This window comes from Streptomyces sp. NPDC036822, from assembly GCF_055609145.1.
In genome coordinates, this window is the sequence record NZ_JBVJPY010000006.1 from 390,276 (window position 1) to 413,215 (window position 22,940).

The following is a 22,940-nucleotide window of genomic DNA, read 5'->3' on the forward strand; positions in this document are numbered from 1 at the left end:
GGCGCCGAGGGCCGAGGGCCAAGGGCCGGGCGCTCGGGGTCGAGCGCGCTCAAGGTCGAGGGCCCGGCGCCGAGGGCCGAGCGCCGAAGGCGCGTCAGCCCCAGTCGCGGCCCTGGCGGCCGCGCTTCGTCTCCGCGCGCTGCTTCTTCACCCGCAGCCGGCGCTCGTTGATGCCCCGGGGGATCTTCGTCGCCCGGCGCGGCTTCGGCGGCGGGGCCGTCGCCTCGGCGAGGAGCGCGGTGAGGCGGACCGCCGCCGTCTCGCGGTTGCGCCACTGCGAGCGGTGCTCCGACGCCCGTACCGTCACCACCCCGCCCACCAGGCGCGACGCCAGCCGTTCCAGCGCCCGCGCCTTCCACACCTCCGGCAGCGCTTCGGTGCGCTCCAGGTCGAAGCGGAGCTCCACCTGGGAGTCGCTGGTGTTGACGTGCTGTCCGCCCGGACCGGACGACCTGGAGAAACGCCACATCAGCTCGGCCTCGGGAAGCGAGACGGAGCCACGGATGACATACGGACCGGACATGCCCCCCATGTTCCCCGGAGCGGGGCGCGCACGTCATCCTGTTTTCGCCCCGGATTCCCGTTGGAACCAGCAGGGCCCCGTCCGCGTTATCCCGTGTGACGACATCACGACGAAAGGGACTTCCCATGGCTGTAAGCCTGTCCAAGGGCGGCAACGTCTCACTGACCAAGGAGGCCCCGGGCCTCACCGCCGTCACCGTGGGCCTCGGCTGGGACGTCCGTACGACCACCGGCACCGACTTCGACCTGGACGCCTCCGCCATCGGCGTCGACGCCGCCGGCAAGGTCGCCTCCGACGCGCACTTCGTCTTCTTCAACAACAAGTCGACGCCGGACCAGACCATCGTCCACACCGGTGACAACCGCACCGGCGAGGGCGGCGGCGACGACGAGCAGATCAACGTCAACCTCGCCGCCCTGCCCCCGAACGTCGACAAGATCGTCTTCCCGGTCTCCATCTACGACGCGGTCGCCCGCACGCAGAACTTCGGCCAGGTCCGCAACGCCTACATCCGCATCCTCAACCAGGCCGGCGGCGCCGAGATCGCGCGCTACGACCTCTCCGAGGACGCCGCCGTCGAGACCGCCATGGTCTTCGGCGAGCTGTACCGCAACGGCGCGGAGTGGAAGTTCCGCGCCGTCGGCCAGGGTTACGCCTCCGGCCTCGAGGGCATCGCCCGCGACTTCGGCGTCAACCTCTGACCCGACCGGCGACGGCCCACCGGCGGCAGCCGGTCAGCGGCACGCGCCGAGCGCATGCGTCGAGCGGACGCGCCGAGCGGACGCGCCGAGCGGACGCACTGAGCGACATGCGTGGAGCGACACGCGCTGAGCGAATGCGCTGAGCGACAAGGCCCCGGCTCCGGCCGGGGCCTTACCGTTTCCGCATGATCGTCGAGCCGTACGCCCCCGCCGACCACGCCCTCCCCGGCCCGCTCCTCACCGAGCTGACCGAGCTCTACGCCTCCAACCGCGACTTCCACGCGATCACCGGCGACTTCCCGGACCCGGACGGCATCCGCCCGGAGCAGGTCGCCGCCGCCCTGGCCGACGAGCTCGCCCGCCCCGGCGCCGAGGTGCTCCTCGCCCGTTCCGAGGGCCGGCTGATCGGCATCGCGGCCACCCTCGACCACCATCCCGACCCCGACGACCCGGACCCGTGGATCGGCCTGCTGATGGTCGACGCGCGCGCCCACCGGTCCGGCCACGGCCGGGCGCTGGCCGGCCGTGTCGAGGACCGCTTCCGCTCCGAAGGGCGTACGGGCGTCAAACTCGCGGTCCTGGAGAACAACCCCCGCGCCTTCGCGTTCTGGACGTCCCTCGGCTACGAGGAGACCGACCGCCGCGCCGACCTGGACCGGGGCCGCCCCTGCCGGGTGCTCCGCAAGAGCCTCTGAGCGCTCACCGCGGCCGCTCCGGCTTGTCGTCCCCGTACAGCCACACGTCCCACAGCGCGCTCAGGTCCTCCCCCGCCACGTCCTCCACATAGGCGGTGAAGTCCTCCGTCGAGGCGTTGCCGTGCCGGTACTTCGCGGGCCAGCCGGCCAGGATCTCGTAGAAGGTGTCGTCGCCGACCGTCTCGCGGATCTTGTGCAGCACCATCGCGCCGCGCTGGTACACCGGCGGGTCGAAGAGGTTCTCCGCCTTCGGCGGTTCGGCGGGCGGGAAGGCCCAGTTGGCGTCCTCACCGAAGGCCTTGTCGAAGCTGACCCGCGCCGGGGTGTCCTCGAAGTCCTCCGCGTACAGCCATTCCGCGTACGTCGCGAAGCTCTCGTTGAGCCACATGTCCCGCCACGTCGCAGGCGAGACCGAGTCGCCGAACCACTGGTGCGCCAGCTCGTGCACGAGGGTGGGGGCGTCGAAGGAGTCCAGCGGGAAGACGGGCCGCGTCTGGGTCTCCAGGGCGTAGTCGGCGTCCCCGGCCGGTTCGACGATGGCGCCGGTCGCGGAGAAGGGGTACGGCCCGAAGTTCTCCTGCTGCCACTCCAGGAGTTCGGGGATGCGGGCGAGGAGTTCGGCGCTCTCGTCGGCGACGGCCGGGTCGGCGGCGGTGAGGACGGACACCCCGGAGGGGGTCGTCGTGGTGCTCGTCCGGTACCGGCCGATGGCCGCCGTCGCGAGGTAGCTCGCCATCGGCTCGGCGCTGTGCCAGACGGCCGTGGTCCGGCCGTTCGCGGTGCGCTCGCCCCGCAGGACGCCGTTGGAGATCGCCCGCAGCCCCTCGGGGACGGTCAGCGTGATGTCGTACGTCGCCTTGTCGGAGGGGTGGTGGTTGCCGGGGAACCAGGCCATGGAGCCGACCGGCTCGCCGAGCGCGAGCGCCCCGTCCTTCGTCCTCAGCCACCCCTCGCCCGACCCGTCCGCGTCGGTGATCGTCCGGGGGACCCCGGAGTACGCGACGGTGGTGCGGAAGACCTGGCCCTCGTCGATGTCCTCGCGGGGCCGGAGCGTCAGTTCGCTGCCCGCCCGGTTGACGGCTGCCGGGGCCCCGTCGACGGTGGCGCGGCCGACGGTGAGGCCGTCCAGGTCGAGGTTGAAGGCGCTCAGGTCCTGCGTGGCGCGCGCCTCGATCTCCGCGGTGGCGTCGAGACGGCCGCTCGCCGGGTCGTAGTCGAGCTTCAGCGCGTAGTGCCGGACGTCGTAGCCGCCGTTGCCGAGCTTGGGGAAGTACGGGTCGCGCAGCCCCGCGGCGCCGGGGGTGCCACGCACTCCGCCGTCCTCGCCGCCGGTGCAGCCGGCGGAGCCCGCGAGGAGCAGCAGCGCCGTGACGGCCGCCAGGGCGGTCCGGGTACGTGGTTCCACCCGACGATCTTAGGTCGTGCCCCGCGGCTGCCGACCGGCCCTGACGCCGTCACACCTGGTCGGAGCCTCGGCACGCCGGGCCCGGGGGCGCTGCCGTGCCTCGTCCGCGGGCACCATCCTCCTGGTGCGCGACCACCATCCGCCCTTCTCCGCGGGCAGGCCACGCCTGGCGCGGGGGCGTGGTCCTGCCTGGCGCGGGGGCGATACGGAACGGTGGCGCCCGGCGGTGGTCCGGGCGCCGCCTCCCCGCGGCGAGGGCTACTTGCCGAGCGCCTCGGCGCCGGCCCGGGCGAACTTCTCGTCCAGGTCGCCGCTGGGCGCGCCGGCCACGCCGATGCCGGCGATCGGGGCGCCCTTGGCCGTGACCGGGACGCCGCCGCCGAGGAAGAGCGTGCCGGGGATGTCCTTCAGGTTCGGAGCCTGGGCGAGGCGCCCGGCCAGGACCGAGGTCGGGGCGTTCCAGGAGACCGCCGTGAACGCCTTGCGCTCGGCCGACTCGTAGGACTGCGGGCCGGCGCCGTCGCCGCGAAGGGTCACGATGGTGTTGCCGTTGCGGTCCACGACGGCGACCGTCACACGCTGGTTCTCGTCCTCGGCGGCGTCCAGGGTGGCCTGCGCGGCCTTGGTCGCGGCCTCGACGGTCAGGTGCGTGGACTGCTGGAGGTTCTCGTTCGCGGCGTCGGCCTTCACCGCGGCGGCCGGGGCGGCGGCGGGCGCGGCCGGGGCGGAGGCGTTCGCGGAGACGGCGCCGAAGGTGCCGGCGGCGAGGGCGGCCGCCGCGGTGGCGCCGATGAGGATCTTCTTCATGGGGAACTCCCTGGGATCGCTGCGTGAATCGCTCTGCCATCGATCCTCCGGCCGCTTCCGGGCCCGTGCGGTCGACGGAGCGGCTGCGTCCGCCGCGCGGTACGGACGACACGCGGGTCAGCCGATCGGTTGATGCCGGTGTGGTCCCGCCGGGTCACCATGGATCCGTACACCCAGGTCAGCACGGGGCCCCGCGCGCCGCCAGGACCCCGGGCGCGTCGGAGACGACCGCCGGACACCGGGCCGGACACCGGCCGGACCGGGACCGGCCGTCGGGACACCGGGCGAACCGGGCCGGCCGTCCGGACTCCGAGCGGACCGGAACCGGCCGACGGGACACCGAGCGGACCGGAACCGGCCGCCGGGACTCGGGTCGCCGCCACCACCGGCGACCCACCCGACGCCCCCGGTCCCGGCAGCCGGCAGCCGGCACCCGGCACCTGGCCGGCCCAGGCCGGAAGGACCACCTCGGCACCCGGCCGACCAGGCCGGAAAGACCCACGAGACAGGAAAGGCCGGAGAGGCACGTGAACGAGCAGGACCCGGACGCCCGCTGGCTGGCGCGGGTCATGCACGTCGCCTTCTTCCTCCTCCTCGGCGCCTCCCTCGCCCGCTTCCTGCTGCGGCACCCCTGGGAGGACCGCGGCCCGTGGGTCGTCGCCCTCTCCGGCGCCCTGGCCTCCCTCTACCTCCTCGGCCCGGTGCTCGGCACCCGCGCCACCCCCCGCCGGATCGCCTGGCTCTTCACCGTCGTCGCCGTCTGGATGCTCCTGGTCGTCCTCGCGCCGAGCTTCGCCTGGTGCGCCGTACCGCTCTTCTACACGGGCCTGCGCACCCTCCCGCCCCGGGCCGCCCTCGTCCTGGTCGCCCTGCTGACCGTCTTCGTGGTGACCGCCCAGGTCCAGCTCTCGCACGGCGGATGGGACCCGAACCTGGTCATCGCCCCGCCGGCGGTCGCCGCCATCGCCACCGCCGTCTTCGTCCACGCCCAGCGCCAGGCCGACCGGCAGCGGGCGCTGATCGACGACCTCATCCGCACCCGGCGCGAACTGGCCGCCATCGAGCGCCGCGAGGGAACCCTCGCCGAGCGCCAGCGGCTGTCGATGGAGATCCACGACACCCTCGCCCAGGGCCTGTCCAGCCAGCAGATGCTGCTCCAGGCCGCCGACCGCACCTGGGACGGCGACCCGGCGACCGCGCGCCGCCACGTCCGTACCGCCGAGTCCATCGCCGAGCGCAACCTCGCCGAGGCCCGCCGCTTCGTCCACGACCTCGCCCCGGCCGATCTCGCCGAGGGCGGCGGTCTCGAGGAGGCGCTGCGGAACCTCGCGGCCCGCGAGTCCACCGCGTTCCGTGTCGACGGCACCCCGGTTCCGCTGCCCGACCGGGTGCAGTCGGCGCTGCTGCGGATCGCGCAGGGCGCCCTGGCCAACGTCCGCGAACACGCCGCCGCCACCTCCGCCGCCCTAACCCTGACCTACCTCGACGACCAGGTCGTCCTCGACATCGCCGACAACGGCCGCGGCTTCGAGCCCACACCGCCGGCCCGGGAACCGGGCGTACGCGGCCACGGCCTGCCCGCCATGCGGGTACGCGCCCGGCAGCTCGGCGGCGACCTCACCATCGAGTCCACACCCGGCGAGGGCACCGTGCTCTCGGTCGCGATCCCCCTGTCGACACCCCCGGAGGCCCGTTCATGACGGTAAGGATCCTGCTGTGCGACGACCACGCCGTCGTACGCGCCGGACTGCTCGCCCTCCTCGGCAGCGCCCCCGACATCGAGGTCGTCGGCGAGGCCGGCAGCGGCGAGGAGGCCGTCGCGATGGCCGCGAAGCTCACCCCCGACGTCGTCCTGATGGACCTCCAGCTCGGCCCGGGGATCGACGGCGTCGAGGCCACCCGCCGGATCGCCACCCCCGACGTACACGTGCTGGTCCTCACGACCTACGACACGGACGCCGACATCACCCGCGCCATCGAGGCCGGCGCCACCGGCTACCTCCTGAAGGCCGAACGGCCCGAGGAGCTCTTCGCGGCGATCCACTCCGCCGCCCAGGGCCGCACCACCCTCTCCCCGCCCGTCGCCAGCCGCGTCATGGACCGGATGCGCGGAGCGGCCGGACCGACGCTGACCGACCGCGAACGGGACATCCTCGGCCAGCTCGCCCACGGCCTCGGCAACCGCGAGATCGCCCGCGCGCTCTTCATCAGCGAGGCGACGGTGAAGACCCACCTGGGCCGGATCTACGCCAAACTCGGCGTCGACACCCGGGCGGGCGCCGTCGCCGTGGCCAAGGAACAACGCCTCCTTCCCTGAGCCCGCGCCTCCCCCGCCACCCACCTCACCCCCTGCTACCCTGCGTCGCTCATCCATCACGAAGTGTGAGAAGAAGTGGGAGCGCGCGTGAAGATCGCCTGCGTCGGCGGTGGCCCGGCCGGCCTGTACTTCTCGATCCTGATGAAGCGGCAGGACCCGTCCCACGACATCACCGTCTACGAACGCAACCCGGCCGGCTCCACCTACGGCTGGGGCGTGACCTACTGGGCCGGGCTCCTCGACAAGCTCCGGGCCGGCGACCCCGAGTCCGCCGCCGCGATCAGCGCCGCGTCCGTGCGCTGGACCGACGGTGTCGCCATCGTCCGCGACGAGCGGACCGTCCACCGGGGCGACGAGGGCTTCGGCATCGGCCGCCGCCGGATGCTCGCCCTTCTGGCCGAACGGGCCCAGTCCCTCGGCGTGCGGGTGGAGTTCGAGCACGACATCACCGGCGCGGACAGCCCCGAACTCGCCGACGCGGACCTGGTCGTCGCCGCCGACGGGGTCAACAGCGTCCTGCGCGAGGCACACGGCGACCACTTCGGCGCCACCTTCGCCACCGGCCGCAACCGCTACATCTGGCTCGGCACCACCAAGGTGTTCGACTCCTTCAGCTTCGCCTTCAAGGAGACCGAACACGGCTGGATCTGGTGCTACGCCTACGGGTTCAGCGGCGAGCAGTCCACCTGTGTCGTCGAATGCTCCCCGGAGACCTGGTCGGGCCTCGGGCTGGACACCATGGGCGAGGCCGACAGCCTGAACCTGATGGAGAAGCTCTTCCACGACCTCCTGGACGGCCACCGGCTGATCGGGCGGGCGCAGGCCGACGACGCCGCCCAGTGGCTGCACTTCCGTACCCTGACCAACCGCGTCTGGCACCGCGGCAACCTGGTCCTCCTCGGGGACGCCGCCCACACCACCCACTACTCCATCGGCGCGGGCACCACCCTCGCCCTGGAGGACGCCCTCGCCCTCGCGACCGCCCTGCGCGAGGCCGAGACCGGGGCCGGGGCCGGGGCCGGGACTGCCGACAGGCGGCGGGCGGATGACGGAGCCGGGAAAAGCGGGAGCGGGGCCGGCGTGGATCTCGACGGGGCGCTCACCCGCTATGCCCGGCGCAGGCGCGCGGAGCTCCTGTCGGCCCAGAGCGCGGCCCGCTACAGCGCCCAGTGGTACGAGAACCTCCCCCGCTACATGCGCCTGGACCCGGCGCGGATGTTCGCGCTCCTCGGCCAGCGCCACTCCCCTCTGCTCCCGCACATCCCGCCCCAGCTCTACTACCGGCTCGACCAGGCCACCGGACGGCTGGAAGCCCTGCGCCGCCTCAAGCGCTGGCTCGGTCCCCGCCTGGCCCGCACCCTCCACGCCCGCACCCGCCCCCGCACGCACGCCTGACACCGGGAGGACCGGGACGACGCCCGACACCGGGGCCGAGCACCCGAACCCGGGGCCGCCCCCCGCGCGCCGGGGACGAGCTCCCGACCGCCGACCGCCCTCGCGACAGGCGTCCGGCCCCCGGGCGCCCGGGGGCGGGCCCTTCGCCCCGCGCCGTTCCCCTCCCCCGGCGTGGGACCATCAATCCGTGCTCGACATCGGCTACTCCCTCTCCCGTCGCTTCCCCGACCCCCCGCAGACCGACTACCGCCGCGCGGACGTCCGCGCCCTGCGCCACGACCTCTTCTGCGGGGACGTCTACCTCGCCGACCCGAAGGCCGACCGGGAGCTGTCCACAGCCTGGGGATGGGTGCCGGTGCTCGACTTCGCCTGGGCCCTGTGCGACATCGTCGAGCAGCTCGACCGCGACCCGCGCGGCAACCGCTCCGCCCGCCCCCAGTACGCCGAACTCGACTTCACCGAGTCCTCGGACCGCATGCTCTTCGAGCGCCGCTTCGGCTGGGTGGACGTCGAGGCCGACTGGATGCCCGGCGACGAGCCCCCGCTCACCTTCAACCACCGCGAACTGCGCCGTGAAGCCCGCGACTTCCTGCACGACGTGATCGCCGACCTCACCGACATGCACGAGGGCCTCGGCGACAACCCCGTGATCTGGGACCTCCAGGCCCGCTTCCCCCGCGTGCCCTGAGTCACCCCGGGTGCCCCGGCCCTCCCGGCCGAGGTCCCCCGGCCCCCGGGCATCCCGGAACGTCCCCGTCGGACCGCCGCCGCTCAGTCCTCCACCCGCACCCCCAACTGGGCGGCGAACACCGGCGCGAGGTCCAGCAGCTGGCCCATACCGATCACCGCACCGGCCAGGGCGTCCACGCCGCGCGCGATCTCCAGGCGCTCCACGGTCCGCAGGTCCACGTCCTTCATCACGGCCCCGCTGAAGTCCACCCCCGCCAGCACACAGTCGCGGAACTCCACCCGCTCCAGCCGCGCGCCCCCGAAGTCCGGCTCGCTCAGCACGCACCCTTCGAAGAGCACGTCCTTCAGCTTCGCCATCCGCAGGTTCAGATAGTCGATCTTCCCTCCCCTCACCCACACCCGCTCCAGGACCGCCCCGTGCAGCTGCGTCCCCCCGAGCCGCGCGTCCCGCACCTCCACGTCCCGCAGCGTCGCCCCCGCGAGGTCCGTCCCCACCCCCCGCAGCTCGCTCCACACACAGTCCAGGACCCGGGCCGAGGTCAGTCGCGTCTCGTCGAGCGCGCACTCCCGCACCGCGCAGTCCATGAACCGCGCGCCCGCCCCCTCCTGCCCGGCCAGGTCCAGGCCCCGGAACTCGAGACCGTCGTAGTCCCCGTCCGGCTCCAGTCCCCCCGCGTGCGCGGTGAGGGGCGGCAGCCGCACCTCGGGCCGCCGCACCCCCGCCACCCCCGCCGTCTTCCTGCCACTCCGTGTCGCCATGACCCCATGGTGACGTGCACCACTGACAACGGCCCCGATGTCACAAACCGCGGCCCCCGGCCCGTCCCCTCCGTAGGACCGGCCCGGACCGGACCGCACCGACATCAGGGAGAAGCACATGAAGCAGACGAAGCACCTCACCGTCATCGGCGGCGGCTTCGCCGGACTCACCGCGGCCGTCACCGCCGCCGAAGCCGGAGCGCGGGTCACCCTCCATGAGGCCCACGGCACCCTCGGCGGCCGCGCCCGTACCGCCGAAGGCCCCTACCGCACCAACGAAGGACCGCACGCCCTCTACAGCGGCGGCCCCCACTGGACCTGGCTCAAGCAGCGCGACCTCCTCGGCCCGCTCGCCCCGCTGCCGCCCCTCGAAGCCGCCCGGCTGCGCTTCCACCGCGACGGCGCCCTGCGCCGCACCCCGCCCCTCGGCTTCCTCCGCCTCAGCCGCCGCTCGGCCGAAGACGCCCCCGTCGACGTCGACTTCCTCAGCTGGGCCGACCGCGTGGCCGGCCCCCGTGCCGCCCGCGACGCCGCCGCCTTCAGCGCGGTCGCCCTCTTCCACCACGACCCCGGCTCCCTGTCCGCCCGCTTCGTCCAGGAACGGCTCCGCCGGTCCACCTCCCTGCCCCCCGAGGCCCACTACCCCCGCGGCGGCTGGGGGCGGCTCATCGACCGGATGGCCGCCCGCGCCCGGGACCTGGGCGTACGGATCGAGACCTCCTCCCGCGTCGACGCCCTGCCGCTCGCCGACGGGCCCGTCGTCGTCGCCACCTCCCTCGCCGCGGCCGCCCGCCTCCTCGACGACCCCGGCCTCACCTGGGAGAGCGGCCGCACCGTCCTGGTCGACCTGGCGCTGCGCCACCGCGCCGGGGACCCCTTCGTCATCTCCGACCTGGACGCCCCCGGCTGGATCGAACGCTTCACCGCCCAGGACCCCACCCTCGCCCCGGCCGGCGAGCAGCTCCTCCAGGCCCAGCTCCCCATCGGCCCCGACGGCTCCAAGGCCGACGGCGTCGCCCACGCCGAACGCCTCCTCGACCTGGGCTTCCCCGGCTGGCGGGAACGTACCGTCCAGCGCCGCGTCGCCGTCTCCCACGGCCGTACGGGAGCCGTCGACCGCCCCGGCACCACCTGGCGCGACCGGCCGGCGATCGACCGCGGCGACGGCGTCTACCTCGCCGGCGACCAGGTCGCCGCACCCGGCGTGCTCTCCGAGGTCTCCTTCACCAGCGCCGTCGAAGCGGTGTCACTGGCCCTGCGCGCCACACGCCTTGACCTCAAGCGAGCTTGAGGTTGAAAGCTGGGGCTCGCCCACGGACCACACCGACACCCACCGGTCGCCGGCCGGCGCGGTCACCCCGGGCAGCCGCAGGACCCGCGCCACGCACCACGACCGCCCCACGCGACCACCGGACAGGGGAGCCACCATGCACGCCATCCGCCTCCACGCCTTCGGCCCCGCCGAGAACCTCCGCTACGAGGAGACACCCGACCCCGTCCCCGGACCCGGCCAGGTACGCATCGCCGTCACCGCGGCCGGCGTCCACCTCCTCGACACCGCCCTGCGCAGGGGCTTCAGCGGCCCCTTCCCCGCCCCCGCCGAACTCCCCACCATCCCCGGCCGCGAGGTCGCCGGAACCGTCGACGCACTCGGCGCGGACACCGACCCCGCCTGGCTCGGCAAGCGGGTCGTCACCCACCTCGGCCTCGCCCCCGGGGGCTACGCCGAACTCGCCGTCGCCGACGCCGACCGGCTCCACGCCCTCCCCGACACCCTCGGCGACGCCGAGGCCGTCGCCATGATCGGCACCGGCCGCACCACCCTCGGCATCCTCCGGTTCGCCGAACTCGGCCCCGACTCCGTCGCGATCGTCCCCGCCGCCGCCGGAGGCATCGGCACCCTCCTCGTCCAGTACGCGAAGAACGCCGGCGCCACCGTCATCGGCCTGGCCGGCGGCCCCCGGAAAGTCACCCTCGTCGAGAAGAACGGCGCCGACCTCGCCGTCGACTACACCCTCCCCGACTGGCCGGCCACGGTCCGCGACTTCCTCGGCCCCCGCACCGCCACCCTCGTCTTCGACTCCGTCGGCGGCGACACCGGCCGCGCCGCCGTCGACCTCCTCGGCCGAGGCGGCCGGCACCTCGTCTTCGGCTGGTCCGGCAAGGGCCCCCACGACGGCGAACCACTCACCTTCACCGACGACGAACTCACCACCCGCGGCATCACCTCCGAGAACGTCCTCGGCCCCGCCATGATCCGGAAGGCCGGCGGCGACATCCGCACCCTCGAACTCGCCGCCCTCACCACCGCCACCGCAGGCCACCTCCGCCCGGCCGTCCACCGCTTCCCCCTCGCCGAAGCGGCGGCCGCCCACCACGCCCTGGAAACCCGCGGCACCACCGGCAAGGTGGTCCTCATCCCGTAGCTCCCCGGAGCACACCCACGCCGGCGGGGGCCGCCCACCCCCGCCGGGCCCAGCGCCGCCGCCAGGCCCTCACACCTCAGGCGCCCGTCCCCAACTCCCGCAGCGCCCCGTCCGTCAACCGGTACACCGACCACTCGTCCTGCGCCCGAGCCCCCAACGACTCGTAGAACTCGATCGCCGGCCTGTTCCAGTTCAGGACCGACCACTCCAGACGCCCGTACCCCCGCTCCACACAGATCCGCGCCAGCTCCGTCAGCAAAGCCTTCCCGTGACCACCACCCCGGCACGACGGACGGACGTACAAGTCCTCCAGATAGATGCCGTGGACACCCCGCCACGTCGAGAAGTTCAGAAACCACAGGGCGAAGCCCACCGGCTCCCCCTCCGCGGACTCCGCGACGTGCGCGAAGACCGCCGCCCCCGGGCCGAAAAGCGCCTCATGGAGCTGCGCCTGCGTCGCACGGGCCTCGTGCGGGACCTTCTCGTACTCCGCGAGCTCGCGGACCATCGCATGGATCACAGGAACATCAGCCGGTGTGGCGGTACGAATCATGCCCCCAGCCTGCCTCCGTCAGCGCCTCCCGCTCAGAAGCGTCCGCGCGATGGACACCTGATCCGGATCCAGCGCCGGCTCCCCGTCCTCCACCTCCCAGGAACTCCCGCGCCGCCCCGGCAACGCCGCCACGAACGCCCACCCCACACCCCGGAACACGCCACCCCATCCAGTACCCTCCCGCCACCGACCCCCAAGGCCCGCAGGGACAGAGGACACCATGAGCAGCACGGTCAACGGCGGCATCTCGTTCTGGTACGCCCAAGAAGGCACCCCCGCCCCCCGCGAACCGCTGCCCGGCGACACCACCGCCGACATCTGCATCGTCGGCGGCGGCTACACCGGCCTCTGGACCGCCTACTACCTCAAGAAGGCCGTCCCCTTCCTCAACATCACCCTGCTCGAAGCCAAGTTCTGCGGCTACGGCGCCTCCGGACGCAACGGCGGCTGGCTCTACAACGGCATCGCCGGACGCGACCGCTACGCCGCCCTCCACGGCCACGAAGCGGCCGTCCGCCTCCAGCACGCCATGAACGACACCGTCGGCGAAGTCATCCGCGTCGCCGCCGAAGAGGGCATCGACGCCGACATCCACCAAGGCGGCGTCCTCGAAATCGCCCACACCCCCGCCCAACTCGCCCGCCTCAAGACCTTCCACGCCCTCGACATCGCCTTCGGCGAGAAAGAGCGCGAACTGTACGGCGCCCGCGAAACCGCCGACCGCATCCGCGTCACCGGCGCCGTCGGCTCCACCTGGACCCCCCACGGCGCCCGCATCCACCCCGTCAAACTCGTCAAAGGCCTCGCCGCCGCCGTGGAGGCCCTCGGCGTCACCATCCACGAATCGACCCCCGTCACCGAGATCAAGCCCAAACACGCCGTCACCCCCTACGGCACCGTCCGCGCCCCTTACGTCCTCCGCTGCACCGAAGGCTTCACCGCCACCCTCACCGGCCAGCGCCGCACCTGGCTCCCCATGAACTCCTCCATGATCGCCACCGAGCCCCTCACCGACGCCCAATGGGAAACCATCGGCTGGAACGGCCTCGAAACCCTCGGCGACATGGCCCACGCCTACATGTACGCCCAGCGCACCGCCGACGGCCGCATCGCCCTCGGCGGCCGAGGCGTCCCCTACCGCTACGGCTCCAAGACCGACAACGACGGCCGCACCCAACCCCGGACCGTCGAAGCCCTCCGCGACATCCTCATCCGCCTCTTCCCCTCCCTCGCGGGCATCGGCATCGCCCACGCCTGGTCCGGCGTCCTCGGCGTCCCCCGCGACTGGTGCGCCACCGTCACCCTCGACCGCACCACCGGCCTCGGCTGGGCCGGCGGCTACGTCGGCTCCGGCGTCGCCACCACCAACCTCGCCGCCCGCACCCTCCGCGATCTCATCCAGCAGGACTCGGGCCAGTCGGGCCCCACCGACCTCACCACACTCCCCTGGGTCGACCACAAGGTCCGCAAGTGGGAACCGGAGCCGCTCCGTTGGCTCGGCGTCCAGGCCATGTACGCCGCCTACCGCGCCGCCGACCACCGCGAGACCACCACCCACACCGCCACGACGGACCGCATCGCCACCCTCGCCGACCGCCTCAGCGGCCGCTGAGCCCCGCGCCCGCGTCTCCGACTCCGCCTGCGCCCGCTCCGCGTCCCGCCGTGCACCCCGTGAAACACGAGTGTCCCGGACCAAGGTGGTCCGGGACACAGGAATTCGGAGAGCCCCCTGTCGGATTCGAACCGACGACCTACGCATTACAAGTGCGTTGCTCTGGCCGGACTGAGCTAAGGAGGCGTTGCCCGCATACGTCAAGCGCGCGTGGCTCCCACTTTACACAGCGCCACGAACCACCGGCCAAGTAGTCACGAGGACCGTGAGCACCCGCCCACACCTTCGCCGACCGCACTGTCGCGAGCTGGTCAAAGGTGCGTTGCTCTGCCCCCGCGGCCGAGCTCTTTCGAAAACTTCTCCGCCTCCGACTGCTGACAGATCGGACATCGCCAAGGTAGCGTCACGTGCAGTTCACTCCGGTGGACTACACCACATCCTTCCTTTACAACGGATCGTCCGGCACGTTCCTGCCGGTGAAGGGACACATCACCATGGCTTCCGTCACTTTCGACAAGGCGACCCGGCTCTACCCGGGTTCCGACAAGCCCGCCGTCGACCAGCTCGAGATCGAGATCGAGGACGGCGAGTTCCTCGTCCTCGTCGGCCCCTCCGGCTGTGGCAAGTCGACCTCCCTGCGCATGCTCGCCGGTCTCGAGGACGTCAACGGCGGCGCCATCCGGATCGGTGACCGCGACGTCACGCACCTGCCGCCGAAGGACCGGGACATCGCCATGGTGTTCCAGAACTACGCGCTGTACCCGCACATGACCGTCGCGGACAACATGGGCTTCGCGCTCAAGATCGCCGGCGTCAACAAGAGCGAGATCCGCGCCAAGGTCGAAGAGGCCGCCAAGATCCTCGACCTCACGCCGTACCTCGACCGGAAGCCGAAGGCGCTCTCCGGTGGTCAGCGTCAGCGTGTGGCCATGGGTCGCGCCATCGTGCGTGAGCCGCAGGTGTTCCTCATGGACGAGCCGCTGTCGAACCTCGACGCCAAGCTCCGTGTCTCCACCCGTACGCAGATCGCGTCGCTGCAGCGCCGTCTCGGCATCACGACGGTGTACGTCACCCACGACCAGGTCGAGGCGCTGACCATGGGCGACCGTGTGGCGGTGCTGAAGGACGGTCTGCTGCAGCAGGTCGACTCGCCGCGCAACATGTACGACCGCCCCGCGAACCTCTTCGTCGCCGGCTTCATCGGCTCCCCGGCCATGAACCTGGTCGAGGTGCCGATCACCGAGGGTGGCGTGCGGTTCGGCAACAGCATCGTCCCGGTCTCCCGTGACGCGCTCTCCGCCGCCTCCGCCAAGGGCGACACGACCGTGACGGTCGGCATCCGCCCGGAGCACTTCGACGTCTCGGGTGCCACCAGCAAGGAGGGCCTGGCGGTCTCCGTGAACGTCGTCGAGGAGCTCGGCGCCGACGGTTACGTGTACGGCTCCGCTCGGGTCGGCAGCGAGGACAAGGACCTGGTGGTCCGTGTCGGTGGCCGCGCGGTGCCGGAGAAGGGCTCCACGCTGCACGTCGTGCCGCGCGCGGACGAGCTGCACGTCTTCTCGACCTCGACGGGTGAGCGTCTCTCCGGCTGACGCCCCGGCTCCGCCCCGTGCCGTACGGCCCCGTGTCGCTCGCCGACGCGGGGCCGTTCGCGTACCTTGATCGCGCTCGGTGGAGCCTGTCGACAAATACCCCGGCAGATCAGTCAATTCGGACTGCCCCCACGCGTCGGCGTCAACATGGGATTCGAAAAGGCGCCTCGAACCGTCCCTCGCGAGAGTGACTAAATGTCGCCATATCTGTACGGACCGCTACGCTCGCCTGCGTGACGCACACTGCCCGCCGTATCGGCCGCTCTCTCGCCCTCGTCCTGCCCGTCGTCCTGGTGCTCTCCGGAACGCTCGCGGTGTCCGCCGTTCCCTGGGCCGGCCAGGCCTCCGGGACCCAGATGCTGACCGCATCCTCCAAGGACGTCTCCGCCCCCGCCAAGGCCCGTGCCCCGCAGGATATTCTGCGCGACCGTCTCCTCGCAGAGCTTCAGGAGAAGGACCCCGGGACGGCTCTCACCCACCTCCAGCGTGAGGTCGAGAACCGCCCGTCGCTCGCCCGGCACTGCATGTCGATCGCGCGCGCTCTGGGCCGTGCCGCCGTGCAGCACTACGGCCCCACGCGCGCCCAGTCCTACTCCCGTCCGGTCTGTGACACCTCCTTCGCGACGGGTGTGATGTACGCGAGCTGAGCCGCCGACGCCGACAGCGGTTCCAGCCTCACGAGGTACGCATATCGTTCCGGTATGCACACCACCCCGACGCAGGCCGTGGTCCTGGCGGGCGGCCAGGGCTCGCGCCTGCGCCCCTACACCGACGACCGCCCCAAGCCGATGGTCGAGATCCCGGGTACCGGGACCCCGATCATCGGCCATCAGCTTTCCTGGCTCGCCGCCGAGGGCGTGACCGACGCCGTCGTGTCCTGCGGCCATCTCGCCGAGGTGCTCCAGGAGTGGCTGGCCTCCGCCGTCCTCCCCCTGCGCGTGACGACGGTCGTGGAGACGGAGCCGCTGGGCCGTGGCGGCGGCCTGAAGTACGCGGCCGCGCACCTGCCCGAGCCGGGGCAGCCCTGGTACGCCACCAACGGCGACATCTGGACCCGCTTCTCCCTTCGGGAGATGGCCGAGTTCCATGCCGAGCGGGACGCCACCGCCACTCTGGCACTGGCCCGCCCGCGGATCCCGTGGGGCGCCGTCGAGACCGACACCTTCGGGCACATCACCGACTTCATCGAGTCGCCTCCGTCGCCGTATCTGATCAACGCGGGCGTGTACGTCTTCTCCGCGGCCTTCACGGACCTCCTCCCCGAGTTGGGCGACCACGAGCGCACCACGTTCCCCCGGCTGGCCCGTGAGCGGCGTCTGGCGGGCTTTCCGCTGCCTCAGGGGGCCTACTGGCGGGCGATCGACACGGCGAAGGACCTGACGGAGGCGGCGAAGGAGCTGGCCGCTCAGGGGACCTGACAGCCCGGCGGAGGGGCGTGGCCGGCGCGTGCGGCCGGTGGACGGGGAACACGCGACACGGACGAGGCACCTGCCCGCCTTCCGTGGACGCCGGGAGGCGGGCAGGACGAAGGGGCGGCACCGCTCGTGCGGTGCCGCCCCTTCGTCGTGTCCGAAGCCGGGGGCCGTCGGTGGGGGTGTGTCAGCCGAGGAGGCCGCCGATGGGGTTGCGGTTGCTGCCGCCGCTGGAGGAGCCGCCGTCCGTGCTGCCGCCGTCGCCGCCGGAGCCGCCTCCGGTGGTGCTGCCGCCGGTGCTGGTGGGGCCGGAGCTGGTCGACGTCGGGGGCGCCGGCTTGGACTGCGTCGGGGAGCTGTCGGTGCCGCGGGTGGCGGTGGGCCGGCTCTCCTCGATGCGGCCGGTCTCGCGGGCGGTCTCGGTCGGCGCGGCGCTCTCCTCCTCCTCGCTCTCGCCGACGGCGCCGGCGGTCTCCGACGGCGTGGGGCGGACGGAGGCGGACTTCGAGGGGGTGCGCTCGCCGGGTTCCTGCGGGAGGGGCTGCCCGGGGAGGTGGTTGATCGGGTCGTCGTTGGGGCCGGGGACGGTGACCATCTCGGTGGAGCGTACGGCTCCGCCGAGCATGGAGCCGACGAGGAGGGTGAGGCCGACGACGACGGCGGTGACGACGGCGCCGCGGCGCAGGACGCGGCGGCGGAGGTCCCAGAGTTCGGAGCGCGGGCCGAGGGTGCGCCAGGCTTCGCCGGCGAGGCGTCCGTCGATGGAGTAGACGGGGGCGCCGGCGATGACGAGGGGGGACCAGGCGGCGAGGAAGATGATGTCGGGGGCGTCGTAGACCGGCAGGCTCTTCCAGCTCACGGTGAGGATGAGCGCGGCGGAGAGCAGGGCTCCGAAGACGGCGGCGACGCGCTGCCAGAGTCCGAGGACGGTGAGGACGCCGACGACGACCTGGAGGAAGGCGACTGTGAGGCCGGCGCCGACGGGGTGCTGGAGGGCGAAGTCGCGGAGCGGTTCGGCGAGGGGCCAGGGGTGGAGCGAGTTGAGCCACTTGACCATGGAGCCGCGTTCGCCGCCGTCGAAGTAGACGGGGTCGCAGAGCTTGCCCATGCCGGCGTAGATGGAGATGAAGCCGAGGAAGACGCGGAGCGGGAGGAGGACGACGCCGAGGTTCATGCGGCGTCCGGGGTAGTAGGCGTGCCGGACGGGGTCGGCGCCGTGGCGGTGCGGCCGGGCGCGGTCGGCGTCGGTGTCCTCCTCGCCGTGGGCGGGCCGGTACGGCGTGTCGTACGGGTCGTCCTGCGGGGGGTCGTAGGCGCCTTCGGCGCGCCGCATGGGGGGCAGCAGCGGGGGCGCGTCGGAGGGGACGACGGGGGTCGGCATGGTGTCGTCGATGCGCGGGATGGCCTGCGTGGCGCCGGCGTCGTGGGACGCGGGGGGCTCCAGTGTGGAGACGGAGGACTCGCGCATGGCCTGGAGGAGTCCGGTGGCGCCGGGGTCGCCGGGCGCGGACTTTCCGGTCCAGACGACGGGGCGGCGGCGGCCCGCGGCGCCCGCGGCCGCACCCGCGGTCGCGCCCGCGGCGGCTCCGCCGAGTACGGAGAGGCGGGGGGCGACGGCGAACTTCGGCTGCTGGGCGGTCGGCGCGAGCCGCACACGGAAGCTGGCGTGGTTCACGATGACCTGCGCGGGGTCGGAATCCACTTTGACCATGCTCAGCGCGGGCTGATCGTCGAACCCCGGCCGGGGCGTTCTGGTGTCCACACTCATCTAACCGAGTGACGCGGGATAAGGACACTGCCTTGACGGGCTCGGAATGTCCGAGACCCGTCAAGATCGCCCGTTACGGGAAAGGGCCCAGCTCAGCGAGGTGGGCCCGTCCCCGGTGTACGCCGATCGAGGGGGCGTACGGAGTGTCGGCGCGCGCGCCGAGGATGGCCGGCGCGGCGGCGGCGCCGGCCCGGGAGGGTCGGCGCGGGGCCGGGTGGAATGGCCCCGCGTCGGTGTGGCGGGGGGTCAGCGGGTGCGGCGGCGGGCGACCTCGTAGAGCACGATGCCGGCGGCGACGCCGGCGTTGAGGGACTCGGCGCCGCCGGGCATGGAGATGCGGACGCGGTAGTCGCAGGTCTCGCCGACGAGGCGGCCGAGGCCCTTGCCCTCACTGCCGATGACGATGACGACGGGCCCGTCGAGCGCTTCGAGGTCCTCGACCGTGTGCTCGCCGTCGGCGGCGAGGCCGACGACGGTGAGGCCTTCCTTCTGGTAGCCCTCCAGGGCCCGGGTGAGGTTGGTGACCCGGGAGACGGGGGTGCGGGCGGCGGTGCCGGCGGAGGACTTCCAGGCTCCGGCGGTCATGCCGGCGGCGCGGCGCTCGGGGACGACGACGCCGTGGCCGCCGAAGGCGGAGACGGAGCGGACGATCGCGCCGAGGTTGCGGGGGTCGGTGACGCCGTCGAGGGCGACGATGAGCGGGTCCTCGTGGGCGTCGTAGGCGGCCGCGGTGAGGTCCTCGGGGTGGGCGTACTCGTAGGGCGGGACCTGGAGGACGAGGCCCTGGTGGTTGAGCCCGTTGGTCATCCGGTCGAGCTCCTGGCGCGGGGCTTCCATCAGGTTGATGTTGCCGCGCTCGCCGGCGAGCTTGAGGACGTCGCGTACGCGCTCGTCGTTGTCGATGAACTGCTGGACGTAGAGGGTGACGGCGGGGACGCCGTCGCGGAGGGCCTCGAAGACGGGGTTGCGGCCGACGACCATCTCGGAGGTGCCCTTGGGGCCGCCGCGGCGCGGGGCGGGGCGGCGGGCGGCGGCGTGCTTGGCCTGGGCGTTGGCGATGCGGTTCTTCTTGTGGCCCTTGCGTGCGGAGGCGGGCGGGGTGGGGCCCTTGCCTTCGAGGCCCTTGCGCCGCTGGCCACCGCTGCCGACCGTCGCACCCTTCTTGTTGGACGTGCGACGGTTCCTGCGCTGGCTGTTCCCGGCCATGACTACCTAATCCTCGGTGTTGCGTGCATAGGTCTGTAGGTGAAGTGTGCCGCCCGGTCGCCCGGGCGGCATGTCTTCAGCGGTTGCCGAGCGTCCAGCGGGGGCCCTCGGGGCTGTCCTCGACGACGAGTCCGGACTGGGTGAGCTGGTCGCGGATCGCGTCGGCGGTGGCCCAGTCCTTGCGCTCGCGGGCTGACTCGCGCTGCTGGAGCACGACGCGTACGAGTGTGTCGACGACGCCGTGGAGGTCTTCGCCGCGGTCGGTCTCGCCGGCCCAGTGCGGGTCGAGCGGGTCGAGTCCGAGGACGCCGAGCATGGCGCGTACCTCGGCGAGGCGGGCGATGGCCTCGTCCTTGTCGTCGGCGGCGAGGGCGCTGTTGCCCTGCCTGACGGTGGTGTGGATGATCGCGAGGGCCTGCGGGACGCCCAGGTCGTCGTCCATGGCCTCGGCGAAGGCGGGGGGGACGTCGGGGGCGGGCGGGACGGTCTTGCCGGCCTTCTCGGTGACGCGCTGGACGAAGCCCTCGATCCGTGCGAACGCGGCCTCGGCCTCGCGCAGGGCGTCCTCGCTGTACTCGATCATCGAGCGGTAGTGCGGGGTGCCGAGGTAGTAGCGCAGGACGATGGGGCGCCAGTGCTTGACCATCTCGGAGACGAGGACGGAGTTGCCGAGGGACTTCGACATCTTCTCGCCGCTCATGGTGACCCAGGCGTTGTGCACCCAGTACGAGGCGAAGTCGTCGCCGTAGGCCTTGGCCTGGGCGATCTCGTTCTCGTGGTGGGGGAAGATCAGGTCGAGGCCGCCGCCGTGGATGTCGAAGGCGGGGCCGAGGTACTTGTGGGCCATGGCGGAGCACTCGAGGTGCCAGCCGGGGCGGCCGCGGCCCCACGGGGTCTCCCAGTCGGGCTCGCCGGGCTTGCTGGCCTTCCACATGGCGAAGTCGCGGGGGTCGCGCTTGCCGGTGATGCCCTCTTCGGAGGGCTGGCGCAGGTCGTCGATGTCCTGGTTGGACAGGGCGAGGTAGCCGGGGAAGGAGCGGACGTCGAAGTAGACGCTGCCGTCGGCCTCATAGGCGTGTCCGCGTGCGATGAGGCCGCGCATCATCTCGACCATCTCGGTGATGTGGCCGGTGGCGCGGGGCTCGTAGGTGGGCGGCAGGCAACCGAGGGCGTCGTAGCCGGAGTTGAAGGCGCGCTCGTTCTCGTAGCCGATGGACCACCAGGGGCGGTCCTGGTCGGTGCCCTTGGCGATGATCTTGTCGTCGATGTCGGTGACGTTGCGGATGAACGTGACGTCGTAGCCGCGGTGGTCGAACCAGCGGCGCATGATGTCGAAGTTCAGCCCCGAGCGGATGTGGCCGATGTGCGGGGCGGCCTGCACGGTGGCACCGCAGAGGTAGATCGAGACACAGCCCGGTGTGAGCGGGGTGAAATCACGGATCTGCCGGGCGCTGGTGTCGTACAGGCGAATAGTCACCACTCCAGGGTAGTGGGCGTGTGGTAGTGCCCCGCGACCTATACCGGCCGCGGGGCGTCTTTTTCGCGCTGTGGGGCGTCTCCTCGCCGGCGGGCGGGGGCCTATGCGGTGTGCGGGGGCCGTACGCGGACGACGAGGGCGGTCGCGAGGGCGGCGAGGCCTTCGGCGCGGCCGGTGAGGCCGAGGCCGTCGGTGGTGGTGCCGGAGACGGAGACCGGGGCGCCGGCGGCGGCGCTCAGGGCCTTCTGGGCTTCGTCGCGGCGCTTGCCGACCTTGGGGCGGACGCCGATGACCTGGACGGCGATGTTGCCGATCTCGTAGCCCTCGGCGCGGACGATGCGGGCGGCCTCGGCGAGGAGGGTGACGCCGGAGGCGCCGGACCATTCGGGGCGGGAGGTCCCGAAGTGGGCGCCGAGGTCGCCGATTCCCGCGGCGGAGAAGAGGGCGTCGCAGGCGGCGTGGGCGGCGACGTCGCCGTCGGAGTGGCCGGCGAGGCCGTGTCCGCCACTGTCGGCCTCGTCCCAGAGGAGGCCGGCGCACCAGAGTTCGCGGCCCTTCTCGAAGGCGTGGACGTCGGTGCCGATGCCGACCTGCGGCAGGAGGGGCCGGTCAGAAGCCATCGTTGGCCCTCCTGCGGGCGAGTACGGCCTCGGCGAGGACGAGGTCGAGCGGGCGCGTCACCTTGAACGCCTCCTCGTGGCCGGGCACGACGACGACGGGTGCGCCGAGGCGTTCGACCATGCCGGCGTCGTCGGTGGCGCCGTCGCCGGTGAGGGCGATGGTGGCGTGGGCGTTGACGAGGGTGTCGCGGTCGAAGCCCTGCGGGGTCTGGACGGCGCGGAGCCGGGAGCGTTCGGGGGTGGCGACGACCTGTTCGGGCCGGCCCTGCTGCTCCGCGGGCTCGACCTCTTTGACGGTGTCGGCGAGGGGCAGTGCGGGGACGACGGCGACGGCGCCGTCCCGTACGGCCTCGATGACGGCGTCGACCGTGTCGACGGGGACGAGGGGGCGGGCCGCGTCGTGGACGAGGACGGTGGTGATGCCCTCGGGGAGGGCGTCGAGGCCGAGCCGTACGGATTCCTGGCGGGTTTCGCCGCCGGGGACGACGAGGTAGTCGGTGCGCTCGGGGAGCGCGTGGGCGTCGAGGAGGTGTTTGACCTCGGCGGCGCCGTCGGAGGGGGCGACCACGACGACGAGGGAGACCGCCCGGGAGGCGGCCATCGCGCGGACGGCGTGGATGAGCATGGGGGTGCCGTTCAGCGCCCGGAGCGCCTTGGGGGCGCCTGGGCCGAGCCGTACGCCCCGGCCGGCCGCGGGGATCACCACGGCGGTACGGACAGGACGCGCTGGGTCTGTCATTGGTTGCACTCCGGCAGGTTTGTTTCCTCGGCCGACATGGGTATGGCCTCACCGTGCCGGACGCGACGCCTTGACCGGGCCCTTTCCGTGACGACGGTCGGGGCGTTCCGCGGCGGGCACAGGGGATGTGGCGCGAGGGGACCAAGGGGACAGGGACTGCGGGTTTTTCCGTGAAACACGTGATGCGGGGGCCGTCCGGGCTTCGTGCGGCTCCGCGCGCTCCGCACGCTGGGAACGAATCCG

The 22,940-nt window shown here is 72.8% G+C and carries 22 protein-coding genes and 1 tRNA gene; 12 read left to right on the forward strand and 11 right to left on the reverse strand.

All coding sequences use genetic code 11. The features are described from left to right. Nucleotides 1-94: 94 nt before the first annotated feature. Nucleotides 95-532: an alternative ribosome rescue aminoacyl-tRNA hydrolase ArfB gene (gene arfB / locus ACZ68P_RS17570; RefSeq protein WP_365718833.1), complete on the reverse strand. Its 438-nt coding sequence runs from the start codon at nucleotides 530-532 to the stop codon at nucleotides 95-97. Nucleotides 533-648: 116 nt separating this feature from the next. Here arfB and ACZ68P_RS17575 point away from each other — a divergent pair, with 116 nt between their 5' ends. Both ACZ68P_RS17575 and ACZ68P_RS17580 read left to right on the forward strand, forming a co-directional pair. After that, complete coding sequence (locus ACZ68P_RS17575) at nucleotides 649-1,224, forward strand: TerD family protein (protein WP_365718831.1); 576 nt, start codon at nucleotides 649-651, stop codon at nucleotides 1,222-1,224. 185 nt (nucleotides 1,225-1,409) lie between these two features. Then, nucleotides 1,410-1,919: a GNAT family N-acetyltransferase gene (locus tag ACZ68P_RS17580; protein ID WP_471006971.1), complete on the forward strand. Its 510-nt coding sequence runs from the start codon at nucleotides 1,410-1,412 to the stop codon at nucleotides 1,917-1,919. Between the two features lie 4 nt (nucleotides 1,920-1,923). Here the strand turns inward: ACZ68P_RS17580 and ACZ68P_RS17585 are convergent, their stop codons facing one another. Together ACZ68P_RS17585 and ACZ68P_RS17590 are read right to left on the reverse strand one after the other, a co-directional pair. Further along, entirely contained in the window at nucleotides 1,924-3,324 is a 1,401-nt protein-coding gene (locus ACZ68P_RS17585) for a M1 family metallopeptidase (protein ID WP_471006972.1), read from the reverse strand. 258 nt (nucleotides 3,325-3,582) lie between these two features. Next, the gene (locus tag ACZ68P_RS17590) at nucleotides 3,583-4,131 is read right to left on the reverse strand and encodes a GlcG/HbpS family heme-binding protein (RefSeq protein ID WP_471006974.1); all 549 of its coding nucleotides are present in this window, start codon (nucleotides 4,129-4,131) and stop codon (nucleotides 3,583-3,585) included. 569 nt (nucleotides 4,132-4,700) lie between these two features. On the opposite strand from ACZ68P_RS17590, the gene ACZ68P_RS17595 reads away from it, so the two are divergent. From ACZ68P_RS17595 to ACZ68P_RS17610, 4 genes are all read left to right on the forward strand, one after another. Continuing rightward, nucleotides 4,701-5,831: a sensor histidine kinase gene (locus ACZ68P_RS17595; protein ID WP_471007166.1), complete on the forward strand. Its 1,131-nt coding sequence runs from the start codon at nucleotides 4,701-4,703 to the stop codon at nucleotides 5,829-5,831. Continuing rightward, nucleotides 5,828-6,448 carry a response regulator gene (locus ACZ68P_RS17600; RefSeq protein WP_471006975.1) on the forward strand — a complete coding sequence of 207 codons (621 nt, stop codon included), beginning with the start codon at nucleotides 5,828-5,830 and terminating at the stop codon, nucleotides 6,446-6,448. Before ACZ68P_RS17595 ends, ACZ68P_RS17600 begins: the two co-directional genes overlap by 4 nt. 87 nt (nucleotides 6,449-6,535) lie before the next feature. Beyond that, complete coding sequence (locus ACZ68P_RS17605) at nucleotides 6,536-7,843, forward strand: FAD-dependent monooxygenase (protein ID WP_471006976.1); 1,308 nt, start codon at nucleotides 6,536-6,538, stop codon at nucleotides 7,841-7,843. Between the two features lie 187 nt (nucleotides 7,844-8,030). Beyond that, nucleotides 8,031-8,531, forward strand: coding sequence for a hypothetical protein (locus ACZ68P_RS17610; protein WP_471006978.1), 501 nt, complete (start codon nucleotides 8,031-8,033; stop codon nucleotides 8,529-8,531). A gap of 83 nt (nucleotides 8,532-8,614) precedes the next feature. Here the strand turns inward: ACZ68P_RS17610 and ACZ68P_RS17615 are convergent, their stop codons facing one another. Next, nucleotides 8,615-9,292, reverse strand: a complete 678-nt coding sequence (locus tag ACZ68P_RS17615) for a pentapeptide repeat-containing protein (protein WP_471006980.1) — start codon at nucleotides 9,290-9,292, stop codon at nucleotides 8,615-8,617. Nucleotides 9,293-9,410: 118 nt separating this feature from the next. Here ACZ68P_RS17615 and ACZ68P_RS17620 point away from each other — a divergent pair, with 118 nt between their 5' ends. Continuing rightward, the gene (locus ACZ68P_RS17620) at nucleotides 9,411-10,583 is read left to right on the forward strand and encodes an FAD-dependent oxidoreductase (RefSeq protein ID WP_471006982.1); all 1,173 of its coding nucleotides are present in this window, start codon (nucleotides 9,411-9,413) and stop codon (nucleotides 10,581-10,583) included. Between the two features lie 136 nt (nucleotides 10,584-10,719). Beyond that, nucleotides 10,720-11,718, forward strand: a complete 999-nt coding sequence (locus ACZ68P_RS17625; RefSeq protein ID WP_471006984.1) for a zinc-binding dehydrogenase — start codon at nucleotides 10,720-10,722, stop codon at nucleotides 11,716-11,718. 76 nt (nucleotides 11,719-11,794) lie between these two features. Here the strand turns inward: ACZ68P_RS17625 and ACZ68P_RS17630 are convergent, their stop codons facing one another. Beyond that, nucleotides 11,795-12,271, reverse strand: a complete 477-nt coding sequence (locus ACZ68P_RS17630) for a GNAT family N-acetyltransferase (protein ID WP_471006985.1) — start codon at nucleotides 12,269-12,271, stop codon at nucleotides 11,795-11,797. A 220-nt stretch (nucleotides 12,272-12,491) separates the two neighbouring features. Here ACZ68P_RS17630 and ACZ68P_RS17635 point away from each other — a divergent pair, with 220 nt between their 5' ends. Further along, complete coding sequence (locus ACZ68P_RS17635) at nucleotides 12,492-13,883, forward strand: NAD(P)/FAD-dependent oxidoreductase (RefSeq protein WP_471006987.1); 1,392 nt, start codon at nucleotides 12,492-12,494, stop codon at nucleotides 13,881-13,883. A 111-nt stretch (nucleotides 13,884-13,994) separates the two neighbouring features. Here ACZ68P_RS17635 and ACZ68P_RS17640 read toward each other — a convergent pair. Further along, nucleotides 13,995-14,069: transfer RNA gene (locus tag ACZ68P_RS17640), tRNA-Thr, on the reverse strand. A 308-nt stretch (nucleotides 14,070-14,377) separates the two neighbouring features. On the opposite strand from ACZ68P_RS17640, the gene ACZ68P_RS17645 reads away from it, so the two are divergent. From ACZ68P_RS17645 to ACZ68P_RS17655, 3 genes are all read left to right on the forward strand, one after another. Then, nucleotides 14,378-15,475 (forward strand): ABC transporter ATP-binding protein, encoded by a 1,098-nt coding sequence (locus ACZ68P_RS17645; RefSeq protein WP_365718881.1) that lies wholly within the window; start codon nucleotides 14,378-14,380, stop codon nucleotides 15,473-15,475. Between the two features lie 233 nt (nucleotides 15,476-15,708). Further along, nucleotides 15,709-16,122 (forward strand): hypothetical protein, encoded by a 414-nt coding sequence (locus ACZ68P_RS17650; protein WP_471006990.1) that lies wholly within the window; start codon nucleotides 15,709-15,711, stop codon nucleotides 16,120-16,122. Nucleotides 16,123-16,176: 54 nt separating this feature from the next. Then, the gene (locus tag ACZ68P_RS17655) at nucleotides 16,177-16,893 is read left to right on the forward strand and encodes a nucleotidyltransferase family protein (RefSeq protein WP_471006991.1); all 717 of its coding nucleotides are present in this window, start codon (nucleotides 16,177-16,179) and stop codon (nucleotides 16,891-16,893) included. A gap of 181 nt (nucleotides 16,894-17,074) precedes the next feature. Here the strand turns inward: ACZ68P_RS17655 and ACZ68P_RS17660 are convergent, their stop codons facing one another. From ACZ68P_RS17660 to ispD, 5 genes are all read right to left on the reverse strand, one after another. Beyond that, complete coding sequence (locus ACZ68P_RS17660) at nucleotides 17,075-18,655, reverse strand: DoxX family protein (RefSeq protein ID WP_471006994.1); 1,581 nt, start codon at nucleotides 18,653-18,655, stop codon at nucleotides 17,075-17,077. Between the two features lie 246 nt (nucleotides 18,656-18,901). Next, entirely contained in the window at nucleotides 18,902-19,861 is a 960-nt protein-coding gene (gene rlmB, locus ACZ68P_RS17665) for a 23S rRNA (guanosine(2251)-2'-O)-methyltransferase RlmB (RefSeq protein ID WP_365718798.1), read from the reverse strand. Nucleotides 19,862-19,937: 76 nt separating this feature from the next. Next, the gene (cysS, locus tag ACZ68P_RS17670) at nucleotides 19,938-21,338 is read right to left on the reverse strand and encodes a cysteine--tRNA ligase (protein WP_471006997.1); all 1,401 of its coding nucleotides are present in this window, start codon (nucleotides 21,336-21,338) and stop codon (nucleotides 19,938-19,940) included. 101 nt (nucleotides 21,339-21,439) lie between these two features. Then, nucleotides 21,440-21,958: a 2-C-methyl-D-erythritol 2,4-cyclodiphosphate synthase gene (ispF, locus tag ACZ68P_RS17675; RefSeq protein WP_471006999.1), complete on the reverse strand. Its 519-nt coding sequence runs from the start codon at nucleotides 21,956-21,958 to the stop codon at nucleotides 21,440-21,442. Next, complete coding sequence (gene ispD / locus ACZ68P_RS17680) at nucleotides 21,948-22,697, reverse strand: 2-C-methyl-D-erythritol 4-phosphate cytidylyltransferase (protein ID WP_471007001.1); 750 nt, start codon at nucleotides 22,695-22,697, stop codon at nucleotides 21,948-21,950. Before ispD ends, ispF begins: the two co-directional genes overlap by 11 nt. Between the last annotated feature and the right edge of the window lie 243 nt (nucleotides 22,698-22,940).